The sequence below is a fragment of the Azospirillum rugosum genome (assembly GCF_017876155.1).
Classification (GTDB): domain Bacteria; phylum Pseudomonadota; class Alphaproteobacteria; order Azospirillales; family Azospirillaceae; genus Azospirillum; species Azospirillum rugosum.
In genome coordinates, this window is the sequence record NZ_JAGINP010000001.1 from 287715 (window position 1) to 304130 (window position 16416).

The window sequence follows — 16416 nt, forward strand, 5'->3', positions numbered from 1 at the left end:
TTCGCCATTTTATCGAGATAATCGTCGCAGGGAACGACAAAGACGCGAATATCGCGCACGGCGAGCGGCGGGCAGGAGCATCCCGGCCCGCCGCCTGCCGCTTTCCGTGGCCTGCTGCTTCACCCTGCTACTTTGTCAGGAACTGCGCGATGGTGTCGCCCGCCTTGCCGATGTTCACCACCCCGTCCAGGTGGCCGAGCGTGGAGGTGATCGCGTCGGTGTATTCGACCTTCAGCCCCTGCTTTTCCAGCCGCTCCTTCAGCGGGCGCATGTTGCCGTCGGGCGGGAAGACCATGTCGTCGGCCGACGGGATCAGCAGAACCGGGGCCTTGATCTTCGCCAGCCCCTCCTCCACCGTGCCGCCGTTGCCGGTGACGAAGGTCTGGTTGGCCTTCACGAGATAGAGGAAGTGGTTGGCATCGCTGACCGACGCGCGGGCGGCTGCGGCCTTGTCCAGCCAGGCTTCGATCGCGTACTGGTTGTTCATCGACAGCCGCGGGTCCTTGCCCTCCTCGGCCCATTTGCGGCCGAAGGTGGCGTCCGCCCATTTCCAGTGGCGCGCGTGCAGGGTCACCAGCTTCAGCGCCTCGGTCAGGCCGGCCTTTGGCTCCTCCTTGCCGTAGTAATCGCCGTTCTGCCAGTTGGGGTCGACCTTGATGGGGGCCGCCCACAGGTTCAGCCAGCCGATCAGGAAGGGGTCCGCCTCCGCCCCGCCGATGGCGGCGATGACGCGCCTGACCATCTCCGGATATGAGGCGCCCCACTCGAAGGCCTGGAGCGAGCCCATGGAGCCGCCCATCACGGCCTGGAGCGACTTGATGCCCAAGCTGTCCAGCAGGGCTTTCTGCACGTTCACGAAGTCGCGGATGGTCACGACCGGAAAGCTCATGCCGTAGGGCTTGCCGGTGTCCGGGTTGATGCTGGCCGGCCCGGTGGTGACCACGGTCGGGTCCTTGGGCGACAGGTTCACCAGCGTATCGGAACTGATGATGAAGTATTTGTCGGTGTCCAGCGGCTTGCCGGGGCCGATGATCGAATCCCAATAGCCGGTGGCGGTGTCCTCCGCCTTGTATTTCCCGGCGGCGTGGCTGGATCCGCTGAAGAAATGAGTGACGAGGATCGCGTTGTCCTTGGCGTCGTTGAGCTTGCCGTAGCTCTCCCAGCCGATGCGGACGTTCTTGATCGTGCCGCCGCCGGTGGTCGTGTAGGACGGCATCTCGAAGACCTTCTTCTCGACGAGGCCGTCGAGCGCCAGGGCCGGTGCCGCGCACAGAAGCCCGGCGGCCATGGCGAGGCCGCCGAGGCGCATGGCCACGGATCGCATGTTGGTTCCCCTCCGGATGTTTTTCGTTCGCAGAAGCGTTGCTTGGACGCGAAGTCTACGGGCAGCCTCCCACCTGTCCAGTAGGGCAATTGGCGGAGCCTGAAGGGGAACCCGCAGCCAGCCGAGATGTCAGCCCAGCCGCACGGCCGTGCCGTTGATGGACACCATCAGCATGCCGTTTTCCTTGCCCAGCACCTCGTAATCGATGTCCACCCCGACCACGGCGTCGGCGCCGAGTGCCCGCGCGGATTCCTGCAAATCGGCGAAGGCGGCCTCCCGCGCGTCGCGCAGCGCGTTCTGGTAGCCGCCGGCCCGCCCGCCGACGATGTCCCGGATGCCGGAGAACAGGTCGCGGAACATGTTCACGCCCAGGATCGCCTCCCCGGCGACCATGCCCAGGTACTGGGTGATGCGGCGGCCTTCGACGTTGTCGGTGCTGGTGACGATCATGGCAACGCTCCCCGTTGGTGTGCGCCATGAAGGTGGCGCCGGATTCTTCCGCCGCAATAGGGGGAATCGGCGGAACGACGGACGGGCTGGGAGGAGCCCAAGGCGATACTGCGAAATCGCAGCGTATCCTCGACGAAATTGCGGCATAGTCGATGGACCCTTGCGCGTTCCGTCAATGTTCTCTCATATCGGCGCAAAAGGGGCGTTGGGGTGTTGAGGACCGGGCCATGGACGACACGCGGCGAGCGATCCTGCGCTGGATGACCGGGGTGATGGAGGCGCGCGGCTGGAGCGCCGGCGCCTGGGCGCGCCTGGCCGGCGTCACGGCGACGAACCTCACCCGGTTCCTGCGCGACCCCATCAACGGCAGCGTGCCGAGCGCGGAAACCTTGGGCCGGCTCGCCCGCGTCGCGGGATCCGAGCCGCGCTTCCTGGACGAGCGCGCCTACCCCCCGACGACCCGCGTTCCCGTGCTGAACGTGGAGCAGGTGCACGCCTTCCTGGACCTCGGCCGCCGGGCGGGGGAGGCCTTCATCGCCGCCGCGCTCCGCGACGGGGCGCGCAGCATCGCCGTGGACCGGCCGTCCTCCCGCCGGGCCTTCGCCCTGACCATCGCGTCCAAGAGCCTGAACGCCGCCGGCGTCCTGCCCGATGACTGCGTCGTCCTGGAGCCGACCGACGTGCTCGCCCCCCAGGCCGGCGACGTGGTGGTGACGGTGGGGGAGGGCACGGTCTGCGGCTACCGCTTCTTCCCGCCGCAACTGCTTCCGGTGAGCACCGACCCCGACTGCCGTCCGACTCCGATCGGCGATGCGAACGTCGCCGGCGTGGCCGTGCACGTCGTCCGCTCCCTGCGGATTTGACGAAGAATTTCGCAAAGAGAGCCGCAAAGGCGCGCGGATAATTATTTACGAACCACCTCTTAAACCGGGCGTGGTCGTGTCCATCTCTGTGCTCTCTCGCGCCGAGTCGCGAAGCGCTGCCGCGGCTCCTCAAGCGGCGACTTACTTTCCTGAAAACATTCGATCTTTCGATCCTTACGGCCACGTTCCAGGTTCTCTTTTTGTTCTTGAATCCTGCATGTTCGCAGCCCATATTCAGGCTACAGCTTATGGTTAATGCCGAAGGTGCTGCGAAGGCGCATTTCGGGCGGGCGTAAGGCGGAGAGGACAGCAACGGCTGGGGGGCCGACAGGGGAATGGCGATTACCGACGCGCAGCGCGCCGCGCGGGCAGGGCGGATCGGGTCTTCCGACGCCACCCGCATCATGGCGGGCGACTGGGTGGCGCTGTGGCGTGAGAAGACCGGGCGCGCGGATCCCGCGAACCTGGACCTCGTCGCCGCCGTGCAGATCGGCATCGCCACGGAACACCTGCACGCCCGCTTCGTGGAGCACGCCACCGGCGTGCGCTGCGTGGCGGCGGAAGACACCTGGGTTCACCCCGAGCATGACTGGATGGTGGCCCACCCCGACTTCCTGACCTGGGAAGGCGGAGAACGCGAAAGCCAGCCGGACACGGTGGTTGAGGCGAAGTTCACCGGCGGCTTCCAGTCCGACGCGGAGCTGGCGCAGCGCTACCACTGGCAGCTCCAGCACCAGCTGGCGGTGATGGGGCTGGAGCGCGGGCTGCTGTCGATCCTGCGGCCGACCGGCCACGCGATCGTGCGTGTTCGCAGGAACGAGGACGATTGCGAACGGTTGCTGGAAACGCTGAGCGCCTTCTGGTGGCACGTCGCCAACGACGTGGAGCCGAGCGACCCCGTGCCCTTCGACGCGCCGGTCTACGAGACACGGCGGGTCGTGGACATGGCCCGGCACAACCGCTTCGTCTCGCTGGCGGCGGTGCTGGTGGAGCAGCGCTCCACCGCGATCGCGGTCAAGGAGGCGGAAGTGGCGCTGAAGGCGCTGATGCCCGCCGACGCGCGCATCGCCTTCTTCGCGGGGGAGGAGCCGGGCCGCGGCCTGTACCTCGCCCGCGACCGCGAGGGACGCCTGTCGCTGCGCTACGGGCCGCCGCCGCGGCGTGCCCTGGACACCGCCGAACCGTGGCAGCCCGCCGCGGACGGTATTGAGGGATTGTCCCCTGACCCGAGCCTGGACGCTGTGCTCAGCGGCGGCTGGGGTGAGGGGAGAGACGAACGCTTCTAGAGACGAAGGACCCGACCATGGGACGCATGAGCAAGACCGACACCGTCGCCGAAACCGAAAAGGCCGAGAGCAAGGCCGAGCCGAAGATCACGGGCTCGAAGGCGGAGACGGCGTCCGCGTCCGCCCACGCTTCGAAGGCCGACACTCCCACCTTCGAGAACCTGCATCTGTGGAACAAGCTGAAGCGGACGGACCCGAAGGCGACCAAGCCCTTCACCCGCTCCGGCGGCTTCCGCGGCACGCAGATCGACCCGACCTGGCGCCTGATGATGATGACCGAGGTGTTCGGTCCCGTCGGCAAGGGCTGGGGCTACGAGCAGATGGACTGGACCATCGCGGAACGCATGGTCTTCATCTGCGCCCGCGTCTGGTACATCGACCCGGAAACGGGCGAGAAGTGCTGGACCGGCCCGCAGTGGGGCGGCACCGAGATGGTCCGCCGCCGCAACGGCATCGAGGCGCCCGACGACGAGTGCTTCAAGATGTCGATGACCGACGCGGTCGGCAAATGCCTCGTGCAACTCGGCCTCGCCGCCGACGTCCACATGGGGCAGTTCGACGATAGCAAGTACCGGGAGGAGTCGGAGGCCTTCTACGCCGCCAAGGCCAATCCGGACCTGCAGCCCACCGCCATCGCCGCCTTCGAGGAGGAGGTCAGGAAGCGCCTCGGCGCCTGCCTGGACCTCGACGACCTGGAGGAGGTCTGGCGGGCCGGCGTCGGCACCCGCCTGCGCGAGATCGGCAGCGTCGACCGTGCCGCGCAGCACCGGATCACCAGCCTGTTCGCCCAGAAGAAGGCGGAGATCCTGAAGCGCGAAGAGAGCGGCGACCAGGACGGCGGCGAAATGGAGGCCGCCTGAAGCTCATGACACAGGCCGGAAAGGAGACGTCATGACCGCAACCCGCGCCGAACGCTCTCCCAGCGGCCTGTTCCGCATGAGCGCCTGGGAAGGCGAGATGGAGCGCAGCAACGCCCAGCTGCCGCGCTGGTACTGGAACGAGGCGGACCGGCGGCGCCAGTACGCCCGCTGGGTCGAGGCGGAGGCGGAGAGCATGGCCATGCGGCTGGCAGCATTGCTCCGCCCCGACACGCCGGCCGAGACGGCGGCACCGGCCCGCGCACTGGTGGAATCGCTGGCGCGTGACGCCGAGTGGGCCCGCCGGTTGGAAGAACGGCTGCTGACGGAAGCGGCCTAGAGATAAGGAACGCGACGCCATGATGATCGAGGAGGTCCAGGCCCGGCTGCGCGCGGCTCACGCCCGTATCGGGCACGAGGGCCGCTTCGCCCTCACCCTCAGCCTGAACGGAACCGAGGAGTGCTACATCACCCATTGGTTCCGCCCGGAACCCCACGCCTTCGAGGACTGCAAGGCCGTGGGATCGGGCACCATCGCGGAATGCCTGACGGCTCTGGACCGCTACGTCGCCGCCTACCGGCGCAAGCCGACGGACGAGGAGGTCGGGCGCACGCTGGGCCTGCTTCCGGCGGATGCGGCGGCGGCCAAGCGCGGCCGGCCCCGCAGCGCTCCGCGCAAGAACCCCGGCGTGATGATGGCGGCGGAATAGGCTGCGGTCAGCGTCCGGTGCCGATCGAAACGGAACGGGCCGCCATCGAAGGATGGCGGCCCGTCGGCCTTGGAGCGTTCGCTTCTTCGGCCCGCGGAGCGGCTTATCAGCCCACGGTGCGGTAGGCGTTCAGCGTGACGACCAGATCCTGGAAGTCGCGGTCGGAGCCGGTGCCGGCGTCGTCGAGGCAGACGACGTAGCTGGTGATGTAGGTGGCGTTGTAGCCGGCGAGCTTGGTCACCTGGTCCAGCACGCTCAGCGTCGAGCCGCCGTTGCCGGTGATCTGGAGCGAGAGCGGCCAGCGGCTGGCGTCGGTCGGGGCCGTGGCGACGGCCGTGGTGAAGTTCCAGTTCACGCCACCGGCGGTCTTGTCGACCAGGACCTGGTTGGCCTGGTCCAGCACCTTCACGGAGTAGGTGCAGCCGGACTGGGTGTTGATGGCGACGGTGAAGGTCTGGCCGGGAGCGATGTCGGCCAGGGTGACGACGGCGGTGTTGGACATTGTAGCCTCTTGAAAGGATTGAGCGCGATTGCGCAGGCCGGACAGTAAGCCGAACCTTCAAAGCTGTCTTTTTCGCGCGTCTCAAACACGGTGCCGCACTCTCTCGCCAAGAAAATACTCGATGATCTGCACTCACTTGTATTTGTAAATGAGCGATTTTTGACCCTGTACGTTCCTTTTTACTGGCAGGGAACGCCGCTATCTTTACTTTGCGAAAAATGGCCGGTCCGGGAGTGCGGCGTTCGGACACCTGACAGGCGCGCGCTCCTCGATTATCGTCTCTCATCGTGAGAATTGCGGAGCCGCTGCCATGGACGCGTCCGTTGCCCTGTTGAGCATTCTCGGCGCCCTGACGATCGGCGCCATGAGCCCCGGCCCCAGCTTCGTGCTGGTGGCGCGCACGTCGATCGCCCAGTCGCGGCGGGCCGGCTTGGCCGCGGCGTTGGGCATGGGCGTCGGGGGCGTGGTGTTCGCGGCGCTCGCCTTGCTTGGCCTGCACGCGCTGCTGACGCAGGTCGGCTGGCTGTATCTCGCGTTGAAGGTCGCGGGAGGGCTGTATCTGATCCACCTGGCGGTGCGCATCTGGCGCGGCGCCGGAGAGCCCATCCATGTGGCAGAAAGCCCAGCGGACACGGCCGGCGCGGGCCGTGCCTTCTGGTTCGCGCTCGCCACCCAGTTGAGCAATCCGAAGACGGCGATCGTCTACGGCAGCATCTTCGCAGCACTGCTTCCCGCGGCCCCGCCAGCGTGGGTCCTGCTGACGCTGCCGCCCGCCGTGTTCCTGATCGAGGCGGGCTGGTACGCCATCGTCGCCGTCGCCTTTTCCGCCGGACGCCCGCGGGCGGCCTACCTCCGCTCCAAGGGCTGGATCGACCGTGTCGCGGCGTCGGTCATCGGGGCGTTGGGGCTGCGGCTGGCGCTTGACGCGGCGCGGCCCGGCTGACGTTCAGGTCGCGCCCAGTTCGAGCCGGTTCTTGCCCAGGCGCTTGGCGCGGTACATGGCTTGGTCGGCCGAATGCAGCAGCGTGTCCGCGTCCGCCCCGTCCCAGGGGTAGAGCGCCAGCCCGACGCTGGCCGACACCCGGTGGGACAGGTCGGGCAAGGGGGCGTCGATGGCGGCGATGATCTTTTCCGCCACGGCGCGCGCGCTCGCGGTCGATATGTCGCCTTCGAGCAGGGCGGCGAACTCGTCGCCTCCCATGCGGGCGGTGCTGTCGCTGTCGCGCAGGACGCCGGCAAGGCGCTTGCCGATGATCACCAGCACCTCGTCCCCCTTATGGTGGCCGTAGGTGTCGTTGATCTCCTTGAATCCGTCGAGATCGAGGAACAGCAGCGCGAAGCTCCGGTTCTCCCGGCGGGCGCGGGCGATGGCGTGCTGCAGCCGGTCCTCGAAGCGTATGCGGTTGCACAGGCCGGTCAGCATGTCGTGCCCGGCCAGATAGCGCAGCCGCTCCTCCAGATGGTGCTGCGCGGTGGTGTTCCGCGCCACCCCCTCGATGCCCAGCGCGCGCCCCGAAGGGTCGCGGCGAATGTAGGCGTTGGCGGTTACCCAGATCAGCTCGCCGTCCTTGCGCCGCATGGGGATACCGTAGTCGCGGATCTGCCCCCCGGCGTCCTTCAGCGCGGCGATGAAGCGGCTACGCCCGTCCTCTTCCACGTAATGGTCGGTGATCCGCGTGCCGACGACCTGTTCCGGCGGGATGCCGAACTCCCGCGCGAAATGGGGGGAGGCCATGATCACGCGCCCGTCCAGGTCGGTGCGGTAGAAGGCGTCGGGCAAATTTTCGATGATCGACCGGAGGTCGGCCTCGGACTGCGCCAGCCGCTCCATGGTCGAGCGGAGCGCCTCCTCCGACCGCGCCCGGCGGATAAATTCCCGGCGCAGGAAGAACCACAGCAGGACCGCCGTGACCAGGACGAAGGCAACGCCCTTCGTCTTTGCGACGAGGGCGTTCCCGCCGAGACCGACGGCATTCAAAAGATCGTGCGACCCGACCACCCAGACAATGGCGAGAACAGCGTAGGCGCCGGCGATCCTGATTGCGGGTGCGGTCATATGAGACGGTGTGCCCTTGCCCTTTCCGCCAACCTAACCTTTCGCAGGCAAAGCGTCCACGCGCAACGGCGTGGACGCTTGGATGTCCCAGAGCAAGGAGCGCCGCGGCCGCGCCCGCGGCGGTTACCGCTTCTTGCCGGCCTGGGCGCGCGCGAAGGCTTCGGCGAAGGCGTTGTTGATCGGCTCCGGCGCCCGCGCCGGTGCCGGGTTCGGCTTCGCGGCCGGCTTGCCGGCTGGCGGCCCATTGCGGCGCCCGTCCTGGGGGCGGCCGTCACGCGGACGGTCGTCGCGCGGGCGTTCCCCACGCGGCCCCTGGGCCTTTTCGGGGCGCGGGGCGGCGTCGGTCAGGCGCATGGTCAGGCCGATGCGCTTGCGCGGGATGTCCACCTCCAGCACCTTGACCTTCACGATGTCGCCCGCCTTCACCACCGTGTGCGGGTCTTTCACGAAGCTGGTCGAGAGCTGGGAGATGTGGACCAAGCCGTCCTGGTGGACGCCGACGTCCACGAAGGCGCCGAAGGCCGTCACGTTGGTGACGACGCCTTCCAGCACCATGCCGGGCTGGAGATCCTTCAGCTCCTCCACCCCCTCCTTGAACTCGGCGGTCTTGAACTCCGGACGCGGGTCGCGGCCGGGCTTCTCCAGCTCCTTCAGGATGTCCTCCACGGTCGGCACGCCGAAGCGCTCGTCCGTGAAATCCTCCGCGGACAGGCCGCGCAGGAAGCGCGCGTCGCCGATGACGCTGCCCAGATCCTTGCCGGTCTTCTTCAGGATGCGTTCGACCAGCGGGTAGGCCTCGGGGTGGACGGCCGAGGTGTCCAGCGGGTTCTCGCCCTCGCGGATGCGCAGGAAGCCGGCCGCCTGCTCGAAGGTCTTCGGCCCGAGGCGCGGCACCTCCAGCAGCTGCTTGCGCGAGCGGAAGGCGCCGTTCTTGTCGCGGAACTCCACGATGTTGCGGGCGATCGTCTCGTTCAGGCCCGACACGCGGGTCAGCAGCGGGATCGACGCGGTGTTCAGGTCGACGCCGACGGCGTTCACGCAGTCCTCCACCACCGCCTCCAGCGAGCGGGCGAGCTTGCCGGCGGACACGTCGTGCTGGTACTGGCCGACGCCGATCGACTTCGGCTCGATCTTCACCAACTCGGCCAGCGGGTCCTGGAGGCGGCGGGCGATGGACACCGCCCCGCGGAGCGAGACGTCCAGGGTCGGGAATTCGGCCGCAGCCGTCTCGGAGGCCGAATAGACGGACGCGCCGGCCTCGCTGACCACCAGCTTGGTCAGCTTCAGTTCGGGGTGGCGCTTGAACAGGTCGGCGACCAGCTTGTCGGTCTCGCGGCTGGCCGTACCGTTGCCGATGGAAATCAGCTCCGCCTTGTGGCGGACCGCCAGCGCGGCGATCACGGCGATGGAGCCGTCCCAGTCGTTGCGCGGCTGGTGCGGGTAGATGGTGGTGGTGTCCACCAGCTTGCCCGTCGCGTCCACCACGGCGACCTTCACGCCGGTCCGGATACCGGGGTCGAGGCCGATGGTCGTGCGCGGGCCGGCCGGGGCGGCGAGCAGAAGGTCATGCAGGTTGCGGGCGAAGACGCGGATCGCCTCGTCCTCCGCACGGTCCCGCAGGTCGCTCATCAAGTCGGTCTCGACGTGCGGGCCGATCTTCAGCTTCCAGGTCCAGCGCACCACGTCGGACAGCCACTTGTCGGCCGGGCGGCCCTGGTCGCGGATGCCGGTGTGGGCGGCGATGGTGCGCTCCGCCGGGTGCGGCTGGCCCTCCTCCAGCGGAAGGTCGAGGCGGATGTCCAGCACGCCCTGCGCGCGGCCGCGGAACAGCGCCAGCGCGCGGTGCGACGGCAGCTTCGCCCAGGGCTCGTCGAATTCGAAATAGTCGGAAAACTTAGCGCCCTCGGCGCGCTTCTCCTCGATCACCTTGGAGGTGACCACGCCCTTGTCGGCCATGGTTGCGCGCAGCCTGCCGACCAGCTCCGCGTCCTCGCCGAAGCGCTCCACCAGGATGTGGCGGGCGCCGTCCAGCGCGGCCTTGACGTCGGCGACCTCCTTCTCGGCGCTGACGAAGGCGGCGGCTTCGGCCTCCGGCACCTTGGCGGGGTCGGCGAGCAGCAGGTCGGCCAGCGGCTCCAGCCCGGCCTCGCGCGCGATCTGCGCCTTGGTGCGGCGCTTCGGCTTGTAGGGCAGGTAGAGGTCTTCCAGGCGCGTCTTGGTGTCCGCCTGTTTGATCTGGAGTTCCAGCTCCGGCGTCAGCTTGCCCTGTTCCTGAACCGAGGACAGGATCGCGGCGCGCCGGTCCTCCAACTCCCGCAGGTAGCCGAGACGCTCCTCCAGCGTGCGCAGTTGCGTGTCGTCGAGCCCGCCCGTGGCTTCCTTGCGGTAGCGGGCGATGAAGGGGACGGTGGAGCCCTCGTCGAGCAGCTTGACGGCCGAGGCGACCTGGGACTCACGAACCGAAAGCTCGTCGGCGATGCGCTGGCTGATGGACAGCATGGATGACCGGTCACTGGTGAAAGACAAGGCGGCTCCTATACCGCGAAGGAGGTGCCCACGACCAGTGGCGATCTGGGGTATGACGGAACATCGGGGCGCGGCGCCGCCGGAAAGGATGCGGACGCGGCCCGGCTGATAGGTGCCGAAGTCCGGCGCAAGGCGCCGCCGCGGAGCATACCTCGCCTTTTCACGATAAAGCGGTATGTTTTGCAAAAAAGTATAAGGGAAGAAAAAGGCCCCGGCATTTACCCGTCGTTAACCATGTCAGCCCTATACATCGTCTTGCAACTTGGTTGCGTTTCCTCCCGAACCAAACTTCCAGCGGCTCGCTGCATCTGCGGCTGAGCCGCTTTTTCTTTGCCTAAAATGCTCCGTAAGCAAGATCCAGCATAGTGAAGATATTCGGTTAACACGTTAACCAATAATTCAGGCCCCGTTGATAGGGTGGTCATCAGCAACTTGGTTGCGTTTCCTCCCGAACCGACTTTGGCGGCTGCCGCACCGGCATGCCGCCATTTTTCTGCGCGACTGTTGCGCATTGCCCACCGGCCGGCGGCACGTGCGACGGACAGGGTTTTTCCCCTTGCGTTGGTTGGGAGAAACATCCTTACTTGTTGTGGGTCTACTTCAGCCGGAATCTCTCCCTTGGGCTTTGTCGTTTCGGCAATCGCCTTCCTGTTCGTCATGGCGGCCACCGGGGTCGCGGCACGGCGCTTGCCGTCGGTGCCAACGATCGTCTACGGCGGATCGGCCGCCGCCTGCGCGATCGTCGTGCTGTGGGCCGCGGCGACCCTGGCAGGCGGTGGCGGTGTGGCGGAGGGTTGGGTGCTCCCCATCGGCCTGCCGTGGATCGGGACGCACCTGCGCGCGGACGCGCTGTCCGCCTTCTTCCTGCTGATCGTCAATTTCGGCGGCATCACCGCCAGCCTGTTCGGTTGGGGGTACGAGCGCGCGCACCGCGACTCGCACGCGGGACCGGTCCTGCCGCTGTTCCCCTTGTTCCTGGCGGCGATGAACATGGTGCTGATCGCCGACGACGCCTTCGCCTTCCTGGTGTCGTGGGAGTTCATGTCGCTGGCCTCCTGGCTGCTGGTCCTGTCGACCCACCGGGAGGAGGGGACGCCGCGCGCCGCGCGCCTCTACCTGATCATGGCGAGCTTCGGGACCGCCTGCCTGCTGCTGGCCTTCGGGCTTCTGGCGACCGCGCATGGGGACTACAGCTTCGACGCGATCCGCGCCCAAGCGCCGTCGGTGTCCGCCGCGGCGTTCTGCGTGGTCCTGGTGCTGCTGGGGGCTGGGTCGAAGGCGGGCCTCGTGCCGCTGCATGTCTGGCTGCCGCTGGCGCATTCCGCAGCACCCAGCCACGTGTCCGCCCTGATGTCCGGCGTGATGACCAAGGTCGCGGTCTACGCCATGATCCGCGTCCTGTTCGACCTGCTGGGCGAGCCCGCCTGGTGGTGGGGCGGGGTGATGCTGGGCTTCGGCGCGCTGACCGCGGTGATGGGCGTCCTCTACGCTCTGATGCAGGAGGACGTGAAGCGGCTGCTGGCCTATTCGACGGTGGAGAACATCGGCGCCATCGTCATCGCGCTCGGCCTCGCGCTGGTGTTCAAGGCGAGCCACACGCCGGTCATCGCCGCCCTCGCGCTCACGGCCGGGCTGCTGCACGTGGCCAACCATTCCCTGTTCAAAAGCCTGCTGTTCTTCACCGCCGGCGCCGTGCTGACGGCGACGGGCAGCCGGGACCTGGGCCGGCTCGGCGGGCTGATCCACCGGATGCCGACCACGGCCGTGCTGGCGCTGATCGGCTCTGCCGCCATCTCCGCCCTGCCGCCGCTGAACGGCTTCGTCGGGGAATGGCTGCTGTTCCAGGCGATCCTGAACGGGCCGGCGCTGCCGGAATGGTCGCTGAAGATCGAAATCGCCGTGGTCGGCGCCGCCCTGGCGCTCGCCACCGCGCTCGCCGGCGCCTGCTTCGTGCGATTCTACGGCATCGCCTTCCTCGGCCGCCCGCGGTCGCGCGCGGCGGGTGAGGCGGCGGAGGTCGGGGCGGGGATGCGGCTCGGCATGGCGGTTCCGGCGGCGCTCTGCGTCGCGCTCGGCGTGCTGCCGACGCCGCTGATCCGGCTGTTCGAGCCCGCGGTGCGGCTGATGGTGGAGGCTGGCCCCTTCGACGACCGCGCCTACCAACCCTGGTTCTGGCTCGCCCCGACCTCGGCCATCGGCAATTCCTACAACGGGCTGATCATGCTGGCGGTGATCGCGCTGCTGTCGGTCCTGCTGGTGCTGGTCATCCACCGGCGCGCCAGCGACCGGGTGCGGCTGTCGATTCCCTGGGGCTGCGGCTTCGATGGGCCGGATCCGGCGGCGGTGACGCAATACACCGCCTCCAGCTTCGGCCAGCCGATCCGGCGCGCCTTCGGCAGCACGGTCTTCCGCGCCCGCGACGAGGTGGAGATGCCGGAGCCCGGCGACACGCGCCCGGCGCGCCTGACCGTCCGCTGGACCGACCCGGCCTGGGCCCTGCTGTTCACGCCCGTCGGCGTGGCCGTGGACCGCCTGGCGGAGCGGGCGAACCGGCTGCAGTTCATGACCATCCGCCGCTACCTGACGCTGATGTTCCTGGCGCTGGTCGTTCTCCTCGTGATGGTGGCGGTAACGCAACGATGACGGTCCTGCTCGCCAGCCTCTATCAGATCGTGCAGATGCTGCTGGTGCTGGCCTTGGCGCCGCTGCTGACCGGCTGGGTGCGGCTGGCGAAGGCGCGGCTGGTCGGCCGGCGCGGGCCGTCGCCGCTCCAGCCCTACCGCGACCTGCGCCGCCTGCTGCGGAAGGAGGTGGTGCTGGCCCGCAACGCTTCCTGGCTGTTCCGCGCCGTGCCCTACCTGATGTTCACGGCCATCTGGCTGGCCGCCGGGCTGGTGCCGAGCTTCACGACCCAGCTGGCGCTGGCCCCGACCGCCGACCTGATCACGCTGATCGCGCTCTTGGGATCCGCGCGCTTCTTCCTGGCGCTCGCCGGCATGGACGTGGGCACGAGTTTCGGCGGCATCGGCTCGTCGCGGGAGATGATGATCGCGGCGCTCGCCGAACCGGCCATGCTGATGATCGTGTTCTCCGTCTCCATCCTGGTGCGGACCACCTCGCTGGCGGAGATCGCCGACTTCATGATGTCCGGCGCGGTGGGGCTGCGCATCTCGCTGGCGCTCGCGCTGATCGCGCTGGTCATGGTGGCGATCGCCGAGAACGCCCGCATCCCCATCGACAACCCGGCGACGCACCTGGAACTGACCATGGTGCACGAGGCGATGGTGCTGGAATATTCCGGCCGCCATCTGGCGCTGGTCGAAGCAGCGAGCATGCTGAAGCTGCTGCTCTACATGGCGCTGATCGCCTGCATCTTCGCGCCGTGGGGCATGGCGACGGCAGGGGGTGGGCTGCTCGCCGTGCTGTGGGGCGTGGCCGCCTTCGCACTGAAGCTCGCCGTCGGCGGCGCGCTGCTGGCCCTGTTCGAGACCTCCATCGCCAAGATGCGCGTGTTCCGCGTCGGCGAGTTCCTGGGCGGCGCGCTGCTGCTGAGCCTGCTCGGCGCGATCTTCCTCTACGTGTCGCGGGGGGTGTGATGCGGGCATTCATCTCCTCGTCCCGGAAGCAACGTCACTGTCATCCCCGCGAAGGCGGGGATCCAGGGCTGTTCGGACGCGTCCTCGAAATGCCCTGGATCCCCGCCTTCGCGGGGATGACGGAAAAAGCGCTGCTGGGGGGCACGTCATGACCGACCTCGGCTACGATGCCGCGCACATGCTGGGGGCCGTGGTGCTGCTGATGAGCTTCGCTTTGCTCTACCAGCGCCGGCTCTTTTCCCTGCTGCACGTCTTCACGATGCAAGCGCTGGCGCTCGCGGCCACCGCGGCGTGGCAGGCCTTTTCGCACGACGAGCCGCACCTCTACATTACGGCGCTGCTGACCCTGGTGCTGAAGGCCGTGGTGATTCCGGTCGCGCTGCACCGGATCATCCTGAAGATGAACATCCAGCGCACGATCGAGCCGGCGCTGGGCATCGGGCTGACTATGGTGGCGGGCGTGTCACTGGTGACGCTGTCGATCCTGCTCGTGCTGCCGGTGACGGAGGACGCCACGGCGCTCACGCGCGAGAATCTGGCGTTGTCGCTGTCGGTGGTCCTGCTCGGCCTGCTGATGATGATCTCGCGCCGCAACGCGGTCAGCCAGGTGGTGGGCTTCATGTCCATCGAAAACGGGCTGATCCTGGCCGCGGTCGGTGTCGCCGGCATGCCGCTGGTGGTGGAGATGTCCGTCGCCTTCTCGGTCATGGTGGCCTTCATCATCTTCGGCATCTTCCTCTTCCACATTCGCGAGCGCTTCGACACGCTCGACATGCAGAAGATCGAGAGCTTCCGGGGGGAGAGCGACTGATGGGCGCCATCACCGTCATCGTCGCGACCCCGCTGCTGTCGGCGATCATCCTCGCGCTGGTGCCGAATTACCGGCTGGCCGCAAAGCTGAACATCCTGTTCTCCGCCATCACGCTCGTGGCGGCACTCGTCCAGTTCGGGGTGGAGCCGTCCAGCGGCGCGCTGTTCGTGGTGGACGCCTTCAACGTTACGCTGATCGCGTTGACCGCCTTCGTCGGGCTGACGACCAGCGTCTTCTCCGCCGGCTACATCGGGCACGAGGTGGCGATCCGCAGGCTCGACGCCGGGAAGCTGCGCTTCTACCACGCCATGTACCAGGCCTTCATGTTCACCATGCTGCTGGCGCTCAGCGCCAACAACCTGGGCGTCATGTGGGTGGCGGTGGAGGGGGCGACGCTGACCACCGTCCTGATGGTCAGCCTGTACCGCACCGCCGCCAGCATCGAGGCGGCGTGGAAATACTTCATCCTGTGCGGCGTCGGCATCGCGCTGGCCCTGTTCGGCACCATCCTGATGTACCTCGCCGCCCAGCCGGTGATGGGGCCGGGCATGGCGGCGATGACCTGGACGGATCTGATGGTCCACGTTGCCAAGGTGAACCCGGCCATCCTGAACCTCGCCTTCGTGTTCCTGCTGGTCGGCTACGGCACCAAGGTCGGGCTGGCGCCGCTGCACGCCTGGCTGCCCGACGCCCACGCGGAGGGGCCGACGCCGATCTCCGCCGTGCTGTCGGGGCTGCTGCTGAACGTGGCGCTCTACGCCGTGCTGCGCTTCAAGATGCTGCTGGCCGCCAACGGGGCCGCCATCGCGCCGGGGCCGCTGATGGTCGCCATGGGGCTCGCCTCGCTGCTGCTGGCCGGGCTGATGCTGTACCGGCGGCGCGACATCAAGCGATTCTTCGCCTACAGCTCCATCGAGCATATGGGCATCATCACCTTCGCGTTCGGGATGGGCGGGCCGCTCGCCAACTTCGCGGGGCTGCTGCACATGGCCATGCACAGCCTGACCAAGTCGGCCATCTTCTACGCGGTCGGCCACGCCGTGCAGGTGAAGGGCACGCAGCGGATCGAGAAGATCGCCGGGCTGACGGTCAGCCATCCGGTGCTCGGCTGGGGCCTGCTGGCCGGGGTGGTCGCCATCGCCGGCCTGCCGCCCTTCGGCATCTTCATGAGCGAGTTCCTGCTGGTCACCAGCACCTTCGCGCGGGAGCCGCTGCTGGCCGTGCCGCTGACCATCGGGATTCTCGTCGCCTTCGGCGCGCTCGTGCTGCGGGTTCAGCAGGTTTGCTTCGGCACGCCCTCCGGCGCGAATGCGCCCATCCAAGGATCGCTTGTGCCGCTGTTCGCGCATCTGGCCCTGGTGCTCGTCGCCGGGCTGTGGCTGCCGGGGCCGCTGGTCGCCTGGTTCCAGACCGTCGCGGCGCTGCTGGGGTAGGG

The 16416-nt window shown here is 68.0% G+C and carries 16 protein-coding genes; 10 read left to right on the forward strand and 6 right to left on the reverse strand.

The genetic code is table 11. The features are described 5' to 3' along the window. Window positions 1-127: 127 nt before the first annotated feature. Window positions 128-1324: an E22 family MetX-like putative esterase gene (locus tag J2851_RS01390; protein WP_209762753.1), complete on the reverse strand. Its 1197-nt coding sequence runs from the start codon at window positions 1322-1324 to the stop codon at window positions 128-130. Window positions 1325-1453: 129 nt separating this feature from the next. After that, window positions 1454-1774 (reverse strand): heavy metal-binding domain-containing protein, encoded by a 321-nt coding sequence (locus tag J2851_RS01395; protein WP_209762756.1) that lies wholly within the window; start codon window positions 1772-1774, stop codon window positions 1454-1456. Window positions 1775-2001: 227 nt separating this feature from the next. Between J2851_RS01395 and J2851_RS01400 the strand changes: the two genes are divergently transcribed. The 5 genes from J2851_RS01400 to J2851_RS01420 all read left to right on the forward strand — a co-directional run bounded on the left by J2851_RS01400 (window position 2002) and on the right by J2851_RS01420 (window position 5490). Beyond that, window positions 2002-2637, forward strand: a complete 636-nt coding sequence (locus J2851_RS01400) for a helix-turn-helix domain-containing protein (RefSeq protein WP_209762759.1) — start codon at window positions 2002-2004, stop codon at window positions 2635-2637. A 335-nt stretch (window positions 2638-2972) separates the two neighbouring features. Next, complete coding sequence (locus J2851_RS01405) at window positions 2973-3923, forward strand: YqaJ viral recombinase family protein (RefSeq protein ID WP_209762762.1); 951 nt, start codon at window positions 2973-2975, stop codon at window positions 3921-3923. 17 nt (window positions 3924-3940) lie between these two features. Further along, window positions 3941-4783, forward strand: coding sequence for a hypothetical protein (locus J2851_RS01410; protein ID WP_209762765.1), 843 nt, complete (start codon window positions 3941-3943; stop codon window positions 4781-4783). A 31-nt stretch (window positions 4784-4814) separates the two neighbouring features. After that, the gene (locus tag J2851_RS01415; RefSeq protein WP_246500342.1) at window positions 4815-5120 is read left to right on the forward strand and encodes a hypothetical protein; all 306 of its coding nucleotides are present in this window, start codon (window positions 4815-4817) and stop codon (window positions 5118-5120) included. A gap of 19 nt (window positions 5121-5139) precedes the next feature. Beyond that, window positions 5140-5490 carry a hypothetical protein gene (locus J2851_RS01420; protein WP_246500343.1) on the forward strand — a complete coding sequence of 117 codons (351 nt, stop codon included), beginning with the start codon at window positions 5140-5142 and terminating at the stop codon, window positions 5488-5490. 106 nt (window positions 5491-5596) lie between these two features. Here the strand turns inward: J2851_RS01420 and J2851_RS01425 are convergent, their stop codons facing one another. Continuing rightward, window positions 5597-5992: a hypothetical protein gene (locus tag J2851_RS01425; RefSeq protein WP_209762768.1), complete on the reverse strand. Its 396-nt coding sequence runs from the start codon at window positions 5990-5992 to the stop codon at window positions 5597-5599. A 310-nt stretch (window positions 5993-6302) separates the two neighbouring features. On the opposite strand from J2851_RS01425, the gene J2851_RS01430 reads away from it, so the two are divergent. Further along, the gene (locus J2851_RS01430) at window positions 6303-6935 is read left to right on the forward strand and encodes a LysE family translocator (RefSeq protein ID WP_209762770.1); all 633 of its coding nucleotides are present in this window, start codon (window positions 6303-6305) and stop codon (window positions 6933-6935) included. Between the two features lie 3 nt (window positions 6936-6938). Here J2851_RS01430 and J2851_RS01435 read toward each other — a convergent pair whose 3' ends face one another. From J2851_RS01435 to J2851_RS01445, 3 genes are all read right to left on the reverse strand, one after another. Continuing rightward, window positions 6939-8048, reverse strand: a complete 1110-nt coding sequence (locus J2851_RS01435; RefSeq protein ID WP_209762773.1) for a sensor domain-containing diguanylate cyclase — start codon at window positions 8046-8048, stop codon at window positions 6939-6941. Window positions 8049-8171: 123 nt separating this feature from the next. Next, complete coding sequence (locus J2851_RS01440; protein ID WP_209763676.1) at window positions 8172-10547, reverse strand: Tex family protein; 2376 nt, start codon at window positions 10545-10547, stop codon at window positions 8172-8174. A 245-nt stretch (window positions 10548-10792) separates the two neighbouring features. Beyond that, window positions 10793-11233 (reverse strand): hypothetical protein, encoded by a 441-nt coding sequence (locus J2851_RS01445; RefSeq protein ID WP_209762776.1) that lies wholly within the window; start codon window positions 11231-11233, stop codon window positions 10793-10795. Between J2851_RS01445 and hyfB the strand changes: the two genes are divergently transcribed. The 4 genes from hyfB (at window position 11193) to J2851_RS01465 (ending at window position 16414) form a co-directional block, all read left to right on the forward strand. Next, the gene (gene hyfB, locus J2851_RS01450; RefSeq protein ID WP_246500344.1) at window positions 11193-13217 is read left to right on the forward strand and encodes a hydrogenase 4 subunit B; all 2025 of its coding nucleotides are present in this window, start codon (window positions 11193-11195) and stop codon (window positions 13215-13217) included. The genes J2851_RS01445 and hyfB overlap by 41 nt on opposite strands. Further along, on the forward strand, window positions 13214-14170 hold the full coding sequence (locus tag J2851_RS01455) for a respiratory chain complex I subunit 1 family protein (RefSeq protein WP_209762779.1): 957 nt from the start codon (window positions 13214-13216) through the stop codon (window positions 14168-14170). Before hyfB ends, J2851_RS01455 begins: the two co-directional genes overlap by 4 nt. A gap of 148 nt (window positions 14171-14318) precedes the next feature. Then, window positions 14319-14981, forward strand: coding sequence for a hydrogenase-4 component E (locus J2851_RS01460; RefSeq protein ID WP_209762782.1), 663 nt, complete (start codon window positions 14319-14321; stop codon window positions 14979-14981). Beyond that, entirely contained in the window at window positions 14981-16414 is a 1434-nt protein-coding gene (locus J2851_RS01465) for a hydrogenase 4 subunit F (protein WP_209762785.1), read from the forward strand. Before J2851_RS01460 ends, J2851_RS01465 begins: the two co-directional genes overlap by 1 nt. Window positions 16415-16416 lie beyond the last annotated feature (2 nt).

What these genes read in the sequence shown, in the direction of transcription:
- J2851_RS01390 (WP_209762753.1), bottom strand. Translation starts at nt 1,324, where the DNA reads ATGCGATCCGTGGCCATGCGCCTCGGCGGCCTCGCCATGGCCGCCGGG.
- J2851_RS01395 (WP_209762756.1), bottom strand. Translation starts at nt 1,774, where the DNA reads ATGATCGTCACCAGCACCGACAACGTCGAAGGCCGCCGCATCACCCAG.
- J2851_RS01400 (WP_209762759.1), top strand. Translation starts at nt 2,002, where the DNA reads ATGGACGACACGCGGCGAGCGATCCTGCGCTGGATGACCGGGGTGATG.
- J2851_RS01405 (WP_209762762.1), top strand. Translation starts at nt 2,973, where the DNA reads ATGGCGATTACCGACGCGCAGCGCGCCGCGCGGGCAGGGCGGATCGGG.
- J2851_RS01410 (WP_209762765.1), top strand. Translation starts at nt 3,941, where the DNA reads ATGGGACGCATGAGCAAGACCGACACCGTCGCCGAAACCGAAAAGGCC.
- J2851_RS01415 (WP_246500342.1), top strand. Translation starts at nt 4,815, where the DNA reads ATGACCGCAACCCGCGCCGAACGCTCTCCCAGCGGCCTGTTCCGCATG.
- J2851_RS01420 (WP_246500343.1), top strand. Translation starts at nt 5,140, where the DNA reads ATGATGATCGAGGAGGTCCAGGCCCGGCTGCGCGCGGCTCACGCCCGT.
- J2851_RS01425 (WP_209762768.1), bottom strand. Translation starts at nt 5,992, where the DNA reads ATGTCCAACACCGCCGTCGTCACCCTGGCCGACATCGCTCCCGGCCAG.
- J2851_RS01430 (WP_209762770.1), top strand. Translation starts at nt 6,303, where the DNA reads ATGGACGCGTCCGTTGCCCTGTTGAGCATTCTCGGCGCCCTGACGATC.
- J2851_RS01435 (WP_209762773.1), bottom strand. Translation starts at nt 8,048, where the DNA reads ATGACCGCACCCGCAATCAGGATCGCCGGCGCCTACGCTGTTCTCGCC.
- J2851_RS01440 (WP_209763676.1), bottom strand. Translation starts at nt 10,547, where the DNA reads ATGCTGTCCATCAGCCAGCGCATCGCCGACGAGCTTTCGGTTCGTGAG.
- J2851_RS01445 (WP_209762776.1), bottom strand. Translation starts at nt 11,233, where the DNA reads ATGACGAACAGGAAGGCGATTGCCGAAACGACAAAGCCCAAGGGAGAG.
- J2851_RS01455 (WP_209762779.1), top strand. Translation starts at nt 13,214, where the DNA reads ATGACGGTCCTGCTCGCCAGCCTCTATCAGATCGTGCAGATGCTGCTG.
- J2851_RS01460 (WP_209762782.1), top strand. Translation starts at nt 14,319, where the DNA reads ATGACCGACCTCGGCTACGATGCCGCGCACATGCTGGGGGCCGTGGTG.
- J2851_RS01465 (WP_209762785.1), top strand. Translation starts at nt 14,981, where the DNA reads ATGGGCGCCATCACCGTCATCGTCGCGACCCCGCTGCTGTCGGCGATC.